Raw genomic sequence first — 13,979 nt, 5'->3', positions numbered from 1 at the left:
AGTAAATTTTTTAACAGTAAACATCAATTATACAACTCCTGTCATCATGAAATGTTGCTTTTTGTCCAAAAAAAATCATTTTTATTTAATTTTACTTCCTTCGTCTTCAGGTGTTTACGCTTTTTGGCAAGTAATGATCCGACGGAAAATGGGAGGGTTGAGTCAAAATGACATAAAAAAGGGGGATTTATGAACAAGACAGCATTTTTGATTTTTCAGTCAAAATGACCGAAAGCGTGTCATTTTTTCTCAAAACTTAGCTTGGAATGGAATTTGGGAAATGAGTCTTGTAAAAAAATTGACGATAACTATAAATAACACAGGTCATGCAAGAGAAAGGCTCTATTTCTATTCATACCGAGAATATTTTTCCCATCATTAAGAAATTCTTATACTCAGATCATGAGATTTTCTTAAGAGAATTGGTGTCCAATGCAGTAGATGCTAGCCAGAAAATTCAAAAATTGAGTTCTATCGGAGAGTTCACTGGTGAGCTGGGCGATTTGACTGTAGCGGTGGAGGTAGACAAAGAGGCGAAGACCATTACCATCAAGGATCGCGGTATTGGTATGACAGCCGAAGAGGTTAAAAAATATATTAACCAAATTGCTTTTTCAGGAGCTACTGAGTTTGTAGAAAAGTATAAAGAAACCGGTGAAGAAGGTCAGCTGATTGGGATGTTCGGGTTAGGCTTCTACTCTGCCTTTATGGTAGCTAAGGAAGTGGACATCATTACCAAATCCCATACCGGAGGCGCAGGAACCAAGTGGACATGCGACGGTTCTACTTCTTATGAAATCTCGGAAGTGGAGAAGGAAGATCGTGGTACGGAGGTAGTCCTTCATATTGCGGATGATTCAGAAGAATTTTTGGAGGAGTTCCGCATTCGCCAGATCCTGGATAAATATTGCAAGTTCCTGCCTATCGCCATTAAATTTGGTAAGGATACCGAGTTTGTGAAAGATGAGGAAGGCAATAATGTAAAGGATGATAAAGGCGAGGATAAAAAGATCGAGACAGACCATATCATCAATGCGGATGCACCGATTTGGGTAAAATCTCCATCAGATCTGACCGATCAGGATTATCTGGATTTCTATAAGAAGATGTATCCGATGTCGGAGGATCCTTTGTTCTGGATTCACCTGAATGTGGATTATCCATTCAATTTGACCGGGGTATTGTATTTCCCTAAAGTGAAGAATGACTTTGATGTGAACAAGAACAAAATTCACTTGTACTCACGTCAGGTATTCATTACTGATGAAGTGAAGGATATTGTTCCTGAATTTTTGCAACTGTTGCACGGAATCATCGATTCTCCGGATATCCCATTGAACGTTTCCCGTTCATTCCTGCAGTCGGATAGTAATGTGAAGAAAATCAGTAATTACATTACCAAGAAGGTAGCAGATAAATTAAATGAGCAATTCAGAAACGACCGTGAAAACTACGAGAAGAAGTGGGATTCTATTGGTTTGTTTGTGAAATACGGAATGATCTCAGACGAAAAATTCTATGACAAGGCGAAGAAATTTGCTTTGGTAGAATCAACGGAGGGTAAATTCTATACAGTTGACGAGTATAAAGAAGCATTTGGTGCGAACCAAACCGATAAAGACGGTAATTTGGTGGTATTGTATGCCACTGATCTGGATGCCCAATACGGATTCGTTGACGCAGCCAAGCAAAAAGGTTACGATGTAGTGAAAATGGATACACTTATCGATAACCACTTTGTGAATGGTGTGGAGCAGAAATTCGAGAAGGTGACCTTTAAGCGTGTGGATGCTGATGTAGTGGATAAGTTGATCGATAAGGACGAGAAGAAGGAAAGCGTTCTTACCGAAGACGAATCGACCAAGGTGAAGGAGCTTTACGAAAAAGTAATCGCCGATAAGAACTACACCGTAACAGTGGATTCCATGGCTACGGATGACATGCCGGTAATCATCACCCGTCCGGAATTCATGCGTAGAATGAAAGATATGCAGGCCAATGGTGGCGGTGGCATGATGATGATGGGCGGTATGCCGGATATGTTCAACCTTTCCGTAAATGCTAACCACGGCATCATTCAGAAAATTTTGAAATCTGAAAATGAAGAAGAGCAGTCCAAATTGGCGAAACAAGCGATTGATTTGGCCAAGCTTTCTCAGAATATGTTGACTGGTGCTGATTTGAGTAATTTCATCAAGCGCTCTGTGAACATTGTTTTGGAAGACTAAATATTAAAAACATTGCAATAGTGAAAGGCCGGCGATTCGTCGGCTTTTCTTTTGCCCTAAATTTTAATAATTTCGAAGAATGAATTAGATTGGATCTTTTTAAGAAAAACTGGCAGCATATTATCACCACCACACCTTCATGATGCTTAAACCCTTTGCGACCTCTTTATTTGTGATGTTGACGCTTCTGAGCCTGAAGCCGGAGCAGTCTTTGGCGCAGTCTGAGGATTTTAATCTGGCCAATTATCAGCCGGTCACCCTGACGCTGAACAGGGAGGAAGTGCCGGAGGTTGAGGAAACCAAGGTGAAGAAAAAGAAGAAGAAAAATGTCTTCTATGGGATTAAAACCAAAAAGGGCTTTACCCGCAAAGGCTTTGGTAATGACGCCGTGATCGAGCAATTCCATTATATTAAAGAACCGATGCCGGAAAAGGTGAGTCAGTATATTCCGGATTTATTCTGGATTGACTTTCGTACGGGAAAGGTGAAAAATTCCCGTAAAATCAACTGGGAGTATGGGCGTTTGCTTCATGGTCCCTATAAATTAGTGAAGGGAGATCAAGTACTGGAGCAGGGTATTTTCTACTATGGGGTGAAGCAGGGACGCTGGGTGAAGCTGGACAGTAAAGATATTCTGCAGGATAAAAAGAAATACTTTCATGGCTGGCTGAAAGAGTCCAAAGTGGCCTACTATGATAGTGCCAGAACAAAGGTGAAAGAGGTGATTCCGGTAAGCTATGGTAAAGTGGAAGGGACGTACTATCGCTTCTTTGAAAATGGGAACCTTGCCGTGAGGGGAGATTATTCCGAGGGCCGAAAAATAGGAAAGTGGACGGAATATTATTCAGTGGGAAATCGAAGAAAACGAGTAATTGTTTACCCTAAAAATCCCTATGATAAGAAATTCATTCCTTTTATGGAGAAGGAATGGGATAAGCGGGGGCGGACTATTTATGATGCTGCCAAGCGGAAAACTTAGGGCAAAAAAGAAGGGGCGTAAGCCCCTGTTTTATTTGATCTCTATGCCATCCAGTCCCAATTGCTTGATGGGGCGGAAATTTCTTTCTTTTACACTGTTGGCCTCAAAGATGAATTTCTTATCCAGCATTTGCCCTTCATAAAAAAAGCTGATCCAGTATTGGTTATTCAGGTGAAACACTTCCGGACTGATCATCTCTATTTTAGCCGCAGTGCCTGCTTTCAAATTTTGAATGATATGTCTTAACTGAGAAGTTTTCTGACTTTTGCCGGAATGGTCTTTCCCGAAACCCTGCGAATTGATGATTACCGTGTCCAGATCATAAGCATTATGGTTGATCAGGTAAGCATGGAATACTTCCTCTCCTTCAATCAAGCTTTTAGCCACTGCCATACTGACACCCTCTACCGCAGGTACATTGATATCTTTCTTCATTTCGATTATTTTAATTCCATTTCAAATACTTCAGCCAGATGTTGCTTTAGGCGTGCTTCGGCTTCCGCAAAATTAACCTCCCGGCCCAATTCCATTTCCAGAGAAGTCACGGCCTTATCATCAATGCCACAAGGAATAATATTTTTGAAATACTCCATCTGTGTATTGATATTAAAGGCTAAACCATGCATGGTCACCCATCGGCTGGACTTTACCCCCAGGGCACAGATTTTTCGCGGGTTTTTCATGTCTTCATAGTCCAACCAAACCCCGGTAAGGCCTTCTACTCTTCCAGCATTTAAACCATAATCGGCACAGGTTCTGATAACCGCTTCTTCCATCAGACGCATATATTTATGGATGTCTGTAAAGAAATTCTCCAGATCCAGAATCGGATAAGCGACGATCTGCCCTGGCCCATGGTAAGTAATATCTCCGCCCCTGTTAATTTTATAATAGGTTGCTTCTTTTTCTTCTAAGCCTTGCTCATCGAGCAGCAGGTTCTCCGGCTTGCCACTTTTTCCCAAGGTGTAAACATGGGGATGCTGGCAAAACAAAAGATAGTTAGGCGTGATTTTCTGAGCGGGTTCTTCCATTTTTCGATTCTCAATCTTTAAATCGACAATTTCTTTGAAGATTCTTTCCTGATAATCCCAGGCCTCCTGATAGTCCACCAAACCAAGCTGGCGGAATTCTACTTCTTTATTAATATTCGGGTTCATGGTATCATTTTAGGTTTGAAGCGCATGGCAACAAATTTCAATAGCAAAAATAAACAATTTGGTCAATTGGGCGAAGCCATAGCCAAAGAGCATCTGCAAAAACTGGGCTATAAGATTCTGGATGCCAATTTTCGTTACAGAAGAGGAGAAGTCGATTTAATCTGTCAGGATGGCACTTTTATGGTTTTTGTGGAAGTGAAAACCCGCTATAATGCCGCCTATGGTTATCCGGAACAGGCTTTGGGGAGAAAGCAGTTCCGGCAAATACAGGCGGTAGCAGCGCATTATTTACAGGTGAAGCGCTGGAAAGGTCCCATTCGTTTTGATGTCGTTGCGGTGCTTTTCTACCCCAGGCAAGAAATCAGGGTTTTTAAAGATTTTTTCCTTTAGCCTTAATTTATGTGTCAATATTGGTTTATTGCCCGGAGTAGAGTGTTTTTTAAGATCCTGCTGAATGATTATAATTTTTCTGCCCACCAAAAGGGTTGCTCCGAATCAAGGACTAGCACTCCGGCCTTTGGGAGCGTGAAATGGGTGGTAGCAATAGGGGGGATCTCATTTTCAAAATATATTGTCGCCTGAGGACTTTTGATTTCCTGTCCGGCATTGAACCATTTTTTAACCTTTCCCTGGCTCAATTTCCACACAAATCCATCTGAAACCCGGTAAATTTGGAAGGATTGTTTAATTATTGTATCAAAAAACGTGCAATATTGAAAGGCCCCGACAATCCAGAGTCCATTATAGGCCTTTTCGATGAGTTTTGGGAGAAGTGTGTCTAATAACGGCTTTTCCTTTTCCAAAGCCCAAAATTCCATTTGCATGGTCGATTCTTCCTGATGTTCTTTACCTAACAAAATATCAATTTTTATCCCCTTCATTTGAGCTTCTGGAAATAAATGCTCCGGAATAATGACGGTGGGCGACCATTCCAGTATTTGTCCTAATTGCTCGGAAGAACATGCATGGAAGTCCAGCACTAAAAGGGCGGGTTCTTGATTGTCCAGAATGATATGGTGACTCGACATGGTTTTCAGGAATAATTTGACGTTCTTCGTATAGTGAAATAGAGAATCTTAAAGTCTTAAGATAATGATTGTTTATAATGTAACCGTCACCATTGAGGAGAATATTGAGGATCAATGGGTCAAGTGGATGAAAGAGGAACATATTCCTGAAGTAATGGCCACCGGATATTTTAAGGAAAATAAAATGTTCCGTCTTATATCTCATTTGAAGGAAGGAGAGGGCCTTACTTATGTGGTGCAGTATTTTGCCGAATCCAAAGGAATATTGAACCAATACATTACGAAAGCGGCTCCGGCTCTGCAGCAAAAAACCGCGGATAAATTCGGAGAAAAGGCATTGGCCTTCCGTTCCTTAATGGAGCAGGTCGATTAATTCGTCTCCATAAATACCCTCTGGTTTGCAATGATTAGCGATTCCTGCCAATCTGGCGTGAATTTTATTGGAACGCTTATTGCAAATAATGAGGCGTAATAAATTTGAAACAGACTATTAAATATATAAATATAGAATTATGAGTGTAGCTGAAAAAGGTAACCAAGTAAAAGTACATTATACCGGTCGTTTAACTGAAGAGCAGGGCGGTACGCAATTTGACTCCTCAGCAGGACGTGAGCCGTTGGCTTTTGAATTGGGTGCTGGTCAGATGATCCCTGGTTTTGATGCAGCCGTTCACGGTATGGCCATTGGGGATAAGAAAACCGTTACTATTCCAGCTGCTGAGGCTTATGGTGAAGCTCGTCCGGAGATGATCCAGAAAATGCCTCGTACTGCATTACCAGAAGATATGGAAGTTGCTGTTGGACAAAAGCTTTATGCGCAAGCGCCAAACGGTCAGCCTTTCCCTGTTACGGTAATTGAGTTAACAGAAACTGAGGTAACTATCGACGGTAACCACGAGTTGGCAGGTAAGGATTTGGTATTCGAAATCGAATTGGTAGAGATCGCTTAATCGGATCTGGAGATATAAAAAAAATCCCTGCTTTTTCGGCAGGGATTTTTTTTGTCTTATTTATAAATCCGGGCCCGGTTAAGGGCGTTTTGGAATCTTCGGGCATTGTTCAAATGATCCGTCAGGTTGGTGGCAAATTTATGGTAACCGGAGAAATCTTCACTGGCACAAAAGTACAGGTATTTGTGTTGTTCCAGGTTCAATACGCCGTCAATAGCAGTAATGGAAGGCATATTAATAGGCCCCGGCGGTAAGCCATAGTTGCGATAGGTGTTGTAAGGGCTGTCAATTTCTTTATGCTTATTCAATACCCTTTTAATGCCGAAATCCCCATGCGCGTAGACTAAAGTGGGATCGGCGTCCAGGTGCATTCTTTTTTGTAGACGGTTGTAATAAACGCCGGCAATCCTGGGGTATTCATCCGATTTCTTGGATTCGGCGTAAACAATAGAGGCCAAAGTGGAGACTTCCTGCAGGCTTAAGCCCAGGCTATCAGCTTTGGCTTTGCGTTGGTCCGTCCAGAATTGGCGGTACTCATAGTTCATCCTTTCTATCAGTTCTTCAGGGTTTAAATCCCAATAAACGGAATAGGTATTGGGAATAAACATGGATTTATAATTGGCCTGGTCAAAGCCAAATTTTTGCATTAAAACAGTGTCGGACAAGGCCTGAGCCAGCTGACTGCTGTCCATTTCCAATTTATCCGTGATTTTCGCCGGAAGATCCTTTAGGAATCTTAAATTGTTAAATGTAATATTGACTGCCGTCTGATTGCCTGAGCGAAAAATCGCAATGGCCTGCCGGTTATTCATATTGGGTTCCAGTTTATATTTACCCGGTTTTAGGCTGGCAGGGAGTTTCATGAGCTTAGCGACAAAACTAAAAGCCACCGCGTCATTGACAATGTCACGGTCGTACAATTGGTTTTGAAGATCTTTGAAGCTGTCTCCATTTGAAATATAAATATAGGCCGGTTCACTCTTTCCCACCAAAATGTTGGGCGACTTCAAAAGTTGGTAACCGTAAAATAAAAAAGTTGCACTCAGGACTGATCCGATTAAAAGTGCAATTGCAATGATTTTTCTCGTTTCCATACTTTTGCAATAATAAGGAAAATTTCAAACCTAATGCTTCAATATGGCTGCAGAACTTATACGATTATATCCTGAAAACCCTGAACCGCGAAAGATTATTCAAATCGCCGAGGCTTTGCGTGATGGCGCCGTGATCATTTATCCTACCGATACGGTCTATGGTATTGGTTGCGACATCATGAATGCTAAAGCGGTGGATAGGGTCTGCCGGATTAAAGGCGTCAAAACGAATAAAGCGCAATTGTCTTTCATATGTTATGATATCAGTGATATTGCCCAATACACCCGTTCCATCCCTACTCCGGTATTTAAAGTCCTGAAAAAGGCCCTTCCGGGTCCTTATACTTTTTTGTTTCCGGCTTCCACCCAGGTCCCTAAAATTATTTCCGCTAAAAAGAAAATGGTCGGTATTCGTATTCCTGATAATAATATTCCAAGGGATATTGTCCGGGAATTGGGGAATCCAATTGTAACCACCTCCATTCGCGATGAGGATGAGGTGATTGAATATACCACCGATCCGGAACTGATTTATGAGAAGTTTGGGAACTTAGTAGACATCATTATTGATGGCGGTTATGGTAATAATGTCGCCTCTACCATTTTGGATACTAGTTCCGGAAGCATTGAAGTGGTACGGGAAGGATTGGGAGATATCAGTATTTTATAATTTTAATTGTTCAATGAATCAAGCTTTTCAGAATAAGGATTTATTAATCGAATTGCATTATTTTCCTTCAGTGGAATATTTGGCCTGCATTCTTCAGGCGGACAAGGTGCTGTTGGAGGTCAAGGAAAACTTTGTGAAGCAAACCTATCGGAATCGCTGCCGGTTGCTTACTTCTCAGGGAGCCAGAGATCTGACCATTCCCATCGTAGCGGGTAATAAGAAGCAGCCCATGGAAAAAATCCAGGTTGATGATAGTCAAAATTGGAGAATGATTCACTGGAGGTCCATAAAAACAGCCTATGGTAAAGCCCCTTTCTATGAACATTATATTGATTACTTGGAGGATGTCTTTTTTTCTGAAGAAAGCAGCCTGTTACAGTTCAATTATCAACTTTTAAAACTTATATTAAAGTTAATGGGGATATCCAAAAAGCTGGAATTCACCACTGATTATGTCAAAGTTTCCGATTCTGAAAAAATTATTGACATGCGTGGCAGGCTAAACCCTAAAAAGTCCTATACAGAAAATGACATTTTGGAGCCTTTGGCCTATCCCCAACTGTTTGGTAATGAATTTGTAGCAAACCTCAGTGTATTGGATCTTCTTTTTTGTGAAGGGCCCAATGCAAAATATGTGATTCAACAATCGGTAAAGTGAGAGCAACTAATGGGTTTTTATTCCGTTTTAAATAGAATATAATCTAGAAGAAGTTTAATTGACAATCGCTTAAGCTAAGCCGCCAAAGCCCTAAGGTATGGAAGCAAAATTTTCAAATAGAGTAAAAGAGGTTATTTCCCTTAGCCGGGAGGAGGCGCTTCGACTCGGTCACGATTACATCGGGACGGAGCACCTGTTGCTGGGTATTATTCGCGAGGGTGAAGGAGTAGCGGTACATTTACTCAAAAAATTAGGGGTTACTTTAGAAGAACTTCGCCAAGCGGTGGAGCAATCTACTAAAGGTACTGCCCTGAGTAACGTAAAAAACCTGACGAACATTCCTCTTACTCGTCAGTCTGAAAAAGTATTAAAGATAACCTATCTGGAAGCCAAAATATTCAAGTCACAATTGATTGGAACAGAGCATTTATTGCTATCCATCCTAAGAGATGAGGATAATATTGCGACCCAGATTTTGGAAAAATTTGACGTTAATTATGACGTCGTCAAAGAATTACTAGAGTATCATATGGAAAACAGAAATTCTGGGGAAACTGACGAGAATAAATCGCCAGAAACGCCTCAAATTTTCGGTTCCGCAGGTACTTCCAGTGGTGGTGTTGGCGGTGGAAGTAGCAAGGAGTACTCTAAAGGAAACGAAAAATCCCGCACACCTGTACTGGATAATTTCGGACGAGATTTGACCAAGATGGCGGAAGATGGAAAATTGGATCCTATCGTTGGTCGTGACAAGGAGATTGAGCGCGTCGCCCAAATTCTTTCTCGCCGTAAGAAGAATAACCCTATTCTTATTGGAGAACCTGGTGTTGGTAAAACAGCCATCGCTGAAGGTTTGGCATTGAGAATCATCCAAAGAAAGGTGTCTCGTGTTTTATTTGACAAGCGTGTATTAACGCTTGATTTGGCTTCCTTGGTGGCTGGTACAAAATACCGTGGCCAGTTTGAGGAGCGAATGAAGGCGGTCATGAATGAATTGGAAAAATCTCCGGATGTTATTCTGTTCATTGATGAGTTACACACGATCGTGGGAGCGGGAGGAGCATCGGGCTCACTGGATGCGTCCAATATGTTCAAACCGGCATTGGCCAGGGGAGAAATACAATGTATCGGAGCGACGACTTTAGATGAGTATCGCCAATATATTGAAAAGGATGGCGCTTTGGCTCGTCGATTCCAGCAGGTAATGGTGGATGCAGCAACGCCGGAAGAAACCATCGAGATCCTGAATAATATTAAGTCCAAATATGAAGAGCACCACCATGTAAATTATACAGAGGAAGCGATTCAGGCATGTGTGAAGTTATCGGATCGTTATATCAGTGACCGATTCCTTCCGGATAAGGCCATTGATGTACTGGATGAGGCCGGTGCCCGTGTTCATATTAACAATATTCATGTACCGGATGATATTATCAAGCTTGAAGAAGCGATAGAGAATATCAAATCTGAGAAAAATCGTGTGGTAAAATCTCAGAAGTATGAAGAGGCGGCGCAATTGAGAGATCGCGAGAAGAAGCTGATCGAACAGTTGGATAAAGCTAAATCTTCATGGGAAGAAGAGACCAAGACCAAGCGCTACACGGTAAATGAAGATAATGTAGCCGAGGTGATTGCCATGATGACGGGTGTACCAACTAAACGTGTTGCGCAGAATGAAAGCCTGAAATTGGTGGGTATGGGTGATGAGTTGAAAGGGAAGGTGATTGGTCAGGATGAGGCGATCAAGAAATTGACGAAAGCCATTCAGCGGACACGTGTAGGATTGAAAGATCCTAAGAAACCGATTGGTTCGTTTGTTTTCCTGGGACCTACCGGTGTTGGTAAAACAGAATTGGCAAAAGTGCTTTCTACCTATTTGTTCGATAAAGAAGATTCTTTAATTCGAATGGATATGTCGGAGTATATGGAGAAATTCTCCGTTAGTAGATTAGTCGGAGCGCCTCCGGGTTATGTCGGTTATGAAGAAGGTGGTCAATTGACGGAGAAAGTCAGACGTAAGCCTTATTCGGTGGTGCTTTTGGATGAAATCGAAAAAGCTCACCCGGATATCTTCAATCTGCTTTTACAAGTATTGGATGATGGTATCCTTACCGATGGTTTGGGCCGTCGGGTAGATTTCAGAAATACGATTATCATTATGACCTCTAATATCGGTATCCGTGAATTGAAAGATTTCGGTACTGGAGTGGGTTTTGCAACCCAGGCTAAGAGAGAGGGCGTAGATGATCATATGAAGTCTACTATTCAAAATGCCCTGAAAAAGACTTTCAGTCCCGAGTTCTTAAATAGATTGGATGATGTGATTGTCTTCAATAATCTTAAACGTGAAGATATTCACAAGATCATTGACATCTCACTTCATAAGTTATTCAAGCGTATTGAAGATCTTGGATTTAAGATTGAGCTTACCGAGAAAGCAAAAGATTTCTTATCTGAAAAAGGTTATGATCCACAATATGGAGCAAGACCACTGAATCGCGCCATTCAGAAATACCTGGAAGATGCGGTGGCAGAAGAAATCCTTAAAGGTAGCCTTTCTGAGGGTGATGTGATCATGGCCGATCATAAGGCAAAAGCAAAAGGCTTGACACTGGAGATTAAGAAAGCGGTGAAATCATCTGAAGAGGAGTAAATTATCAATATCCATAAAATTACCAAAGGCCGGGGCATTAGTCTCGGCCTTTGTTTTGGATAATATTTTTTGAAAATAAAAAGCTGCGAATAGGGTGTACGTCTGTTTTTTGGGAGGATGTCGGATCTAAGGGGCATTATATGCGACTTAACCGATTGCTGCGCCGATAGATTAAGTGTCTTTTCAATCCGATAAGATGGTGTTTGCTGATTTTTTATAGCTCAAATTTGGGCAAGCTTGCTTATATCCTCATTCCTCTGCTTTGTTGAAAGAAACTCGAAAATAGAGAACTATTTCTTTTCTTTTTCATTTCTCCCGCCTCGCAGCTAAAGGCGGATTTAAGCAGGCATAATTTTGCTTGAATATGCAGCATGAAGCTTAATAACTACCATTTATTTTCCGGAAGAACCACTCCATTCCCAAAAGAAGGGTAAAGAGCATCAAGATCCAGCGCAGATCAATGATTGGCCTGAACGATTCTTCTGAATATATTACACCTTTAGCTTCATTTGGTGACCATAATTGCGGATCAAGTTGATCGATTGATTGAAACCCACCCTGATTTCCGGCTAAATTTTTTAAAAGGTTAAAGTCAGCCGTAATCTGTAGAGCTTCCAGTTCCTGTTTCTTTATGAGTAGCTCTCCCTGGTTTTTGAATACTTTACCATTAATAGTGGAGGTTGCGACATAAGCGTATAGACCTTCTGTCAGGTTTTTAACTCTGAAGCGAGAGTTATTTTGCCCAGGAACAAAATCATAATCGTGCTGCTCTCCTTCCTCATTTTCTAGACTCAACTTGATGGGGAGGTCGTAAATGGGCTCAAAAAGTTCATTATAAACCTGAGCCTGGAAGATGACCTGTTCATTTTCCCAATATTCATTTTTTTTGGGGTAAACCTTAAATTGTCTTTTGTCGGTTTTTTTGGTCAGTAACTGTAATACCTTTTTAAAGAAAGTAGTGGAGGTGATGGTTTCTCCCGTTTGGGCATATTCTTTTAATCTCCAGCGGAAGAATCCACTTCCCAAAAGAGTAGCCGATCGGGTTTCTTTGGAAGTGTTGATGGCCAGCAGGGGTTTGTCGGTACTCACACTTCCTACTTGTTGAAATAGCAAGGCCTGGCCCGCTCCTTTCAATTGAGTGTCTCCATAGGGAACGTCCAAAGGCGGAAGCTGTGAGAGCTGACTTTGATATTCAGGAAGCAGATTGAAGCCATCAAAACTGCTATTGAATTTGGCAAATACCTGATCCTGTTCTCCTCTATGTCCGATCAGGCTGATGGTTTCATTGATTTTATTCAACTCATTTAGCTGGCTGTTTCGGCCTACCATGAATAAGGTGGGAATACCACGTCTTTCGCATTCTGCGATCATTTTTTTGCCCAGTCCCTTTTTATTAGGAATCTGATGGAAAATCATGAGGTCGAAAGGATCTTTGGGCAGTGCTTGCGCCTCGGTAGTATACAAAAGGCTGAATTCGTAATTCTTATTTTCTTCGATAATGGATCTTAAAAATTTTAAATCCGGATGCGGAGCCAGTGCGAGGCATACAATTTTTTGTTTCCCTTCAATAACTTCAATATAGGCTTGTTTACTGTTGTTTTTGGAGGTGAATTCTTCCTCCAAAGCCACAAGCGTGAGCTCATACCTTTGCATGCCTTTTTCCTCTGCATCCAATTTAAAATCTACCTCTATGAGGTCCCGGTCCTTTTCAATTTGAATGGTCTTTTTTTCTAATAATTTTCCCTGATGCTTTATTTGAATTTCGGCTTGCTTTCCGGCAAGACCAAAAGCTTCTACCTGTGCCTCGATCGGGAATTGATTTCCCTGATAAACTACCTTATTAAATCTTAATTTTTTGAGGTTAAGATCCCGTTTGGGAATAGTGTCCCCGGCACCAATGACATAAACTGGTTCATTGATGGACTGGAAAGTGGGATTAATGCCCTGATTGTACAAACCATCGCTTAATAGTACTATTCCTGCCAGGTTCCTTCCTTCATAACTGGTTTTGATGCTTTGAATGGCACCGGAAAGATTGGTTGATGTGGCATTAAAGGAAAGTTGGTCCATTTGCCTTAAATGGTTTCCTTCTAAATCCTGCACATCTACGCGAAATCCAAGCTCATCCAATTCTTCTTTCCATTGCTCTAATTTTAGCAGTCCGTTAAAAAGACTGGTAGAATCGGAGTAATCCAGGATAGAAGCAGAGTTATCCATCAAAAACACCATGGTAGGGGCCTCCGTTTTATTGGCCACTGTTTTAATCAGAGGATTCATCAAAAGGAAGGCCAATACGGTTACGACGATAAAGCGCAGGAGTGCAAGGGCATTTCGAATGGGTTTAGAGAAACGTTGCGGTTGCTGGTATTGTAAAAATGCATAGGTGAAACCTAATATTAATGCGGGAATAATCCACCAGGCCGAAACGGGTAACTGAATCTGAATAGACTCCATATTTGAGGAAAGAGGGTTGAAAATGGGCTAATAAAGCTAATATCCTTTTTTACGATAAAGTGGAAAAACTTTCTGTTAAAAATGCAAAAAAAATAGTGATTTGGAATG

13 protein-coding genes are annotated in these 13,979 nt (G+C 41.3%); 8 read left to right on the top strand and 5 right to left on the bottom strand.

Going from position 1 to position 13,979, the window contains the following annotated elements; all coding sequences use genetic code 11:
• The first annotated feature begins 326 nt into the window (after window positions 1-326).
• Complete coding sequence (htpG, locus tag AAA970_RS13240) at window positions 327-2,228, top strand: molecular chaperone HtpG (protein WP_060684759.1); 1,902 nt, start codon at window positions 327-329, stop codon at window positions 2,226-2,228.
• Between the two features lie 139 nt (window positions 2,229-2,367).
• The gene (locus AAA970_RS13235; protein WP_338237465.1) at window positions 2,368-3,207 is read left to right on the top strand and encodes a toxin-antitoxin system YwqK family antitoxin; all 840 of its coding nucleotides are present in this window, start codon (window positions 2,368-2,370) and stop codon (window positions 3,205-3,207) included.
• A 30-nt stretch (window positions 3,208-3,237) separates the two neighbouring features.
• On the opposite strand, the gene AAA970_RS13230 is transcribed toward AAA970_RS13235, so the two are convergent.
• Both AAA970_RS13230 and lipB read right to left on the bottom strand, forming a co-directional pair.
• The gene (locus AAA970_RS13230) at window positions 3,238-3,642 is read right to left on the bottom strand and encodes a hypothetical protein (protein WP_338237464.1); all 405 of its coding nucleotides are present in this window, start codon (window positions 3,640-3,642) and stop codon (window positions 3,238-3,240) included.
• Window positions 3,643-3,647: 5 nt separating this feature from the next.
• A complete protein-coding gene (lipB, locus tag AAA970_RS13225) occupies window positions 3,648-4,364 on the bottom strand; it encodes a lipoyl(octanoyl) transferase LipB (protein ID WP_338237463.1) in 717 nt (238 codons plus the stop codon).
• A gap of 24 nt (window positions 4,365-4,388) precedes the next feature.
• Here lipB and AAA970_RS13220 point away from each other — a divergent pair, with 24 nt between their 5' ends.
• Entirely contained in the window at window positions 4,389-4,754 is a 366-nt protein-coding gene (locus AAA970_RS13220; protein ID WP_338237462.1) for a YraN family protein, read from the top strand.
• 68 nt (window positions 4,755-4,822) lie between these two features.
• Here AAA970_RS13220 and AAA970_RS13215 read toward each other — a convergent pair whose 3' ends face one another.
• The gene (locus AAA970_RS13215; protein WP_338237460.1) at window positions 4,823-5,392 is read right to left on the bottom strand and encodes a hypothetical protein; all 570 of its coding nucleotides are present in this window, start codon (window positions 5,390-5,392) and stop codon (window positions 4,823-4,825) included.
• Window positions 5,393-5,456: 64 nt separating this feature from the next.
• Between AAA970_RS13215 and AAA970_RS13210 the strand changes: the two genes are divergently transcribed.
• Together AAA970_RS13210 and AAA970_RS13205 are read left to right on the top strand one after the other, a co-directional pair.
• On the top strand, window positions 5,457-5,765 hold the full coding sequence (locus AAA970_RS13210; RefSeq protein WP_338237459.1) for a DUF4286 family protein: 309 nt from the start codon (window positions 5,457-5,459) through the stop codon (window positions 5,763-5,765).
• 139 nt (window positions 5,766-5,904) lie between these two features.
• Window positions 5,905-6,342: an FKBP-type peptidyl-prolyl cis-trans isomerase gene (locus tag AAA970_RS13205; RefSeq protein WP_053406714.1), complete on the top strand. Its 438-nt coding sequence runs from the start codon at window positions 5,905-5,907 to the stop codon at window positions 6,340-6,342.
• Between the two features lie 56 nt (window positions 6,343-6,398).
• On the opposite strand, the gene mltG is transcribed toward AAA970_RS13205, so the two are convergent.
• Window positions 6,399-7,436: an endolytic transglycosylase MltG gene (mltG, locus tag AAA970_RS13200; RefSeq protein ID WP_338237458.1), complete on the bottom strand. Its 1,038-nt coding sequence runs from the start codon at window positions 7,434-7,436 to the stop codon at window positions 6,399-6,401.
• A 43-nt stretch (window positions 7,437-7,479) separates the two neighbouring features.
• Here mltG and AAA970_RS13195 point away from each other — a divergent pair, with 43 nt between their 5' ends.
• From AAA970_RS13195 to AAA970_RS13185, 3 genes are all read left to right on the top strand, one after another.
• Window positions 7,480-8,106, top strand: a complete 627-nt coding sequence (locus AAA970_RS13195; protein ID WP_053406716.1) for an L-threonylcarbamoyladenylate synthase — start codon at window positions 7,480-7,482, stop codon at window positions 8,104-8,106.
• Between the two features lie 13 nt (window positions 8,107-8,119).
• Window positions 8,120-8,764, top strand: a complete 645-nt coding sequence (locus tag AAA970_RS13190; RefSeq protein WP_053406717.1) for a WbqC family protein — start codon at window positions 8,120-8,122, stop codon at window positions 8,762-8,764.
• A 97-nt stretch (window positions 8,765-8,861) separates the two neighbouring features.
• Window positions 8,862-11,417 (top strand): ATP-dependent Clp protease ATP-binding subunit, encoded by a 2,556-nt coding sequence (locus AAA970_RS13185; RefSeq protein ID WP_053406718.1) that lies wholly within the window; start codon window positions 8,862-8,864, stop codon window positions 11,415-11,417.
• A 378-nt stretch (window positions 11,418-11,795) separates the two neighbouring features.
• On the opposite strand, the gene AAA970_RS13180 is transcribed toward AAA970_RS13185, so the two are convergent.
• Complete coding sequence (locus tag AAA970_RS13180; protein WP_338237455.1) at window positions 11,796-13,871, bottom strand: hypothetical protein; 2,076 nt, start codon at window positions 13,869-13,871, stop codon at window positions 11,796-11,798.
• Window positions 13,872-13,979: the final 108 nt, after the last annotated feature.

Origin of the sequence: Persicobacter diffluens (genome assembly GCF_036244895.1) — a bacterium.
GTDB lineage: Bacteria > Bacteroidota > Bacteroidia > Cytophagales > Cyclobacteriaceae > Persicobacter > Persicobacter diffluens.
The sequence above is the reverse complement of the archived record's forward strand: the minus strand, read 5'-3'. Positions and strand labels throughout refer to the sequence as shown.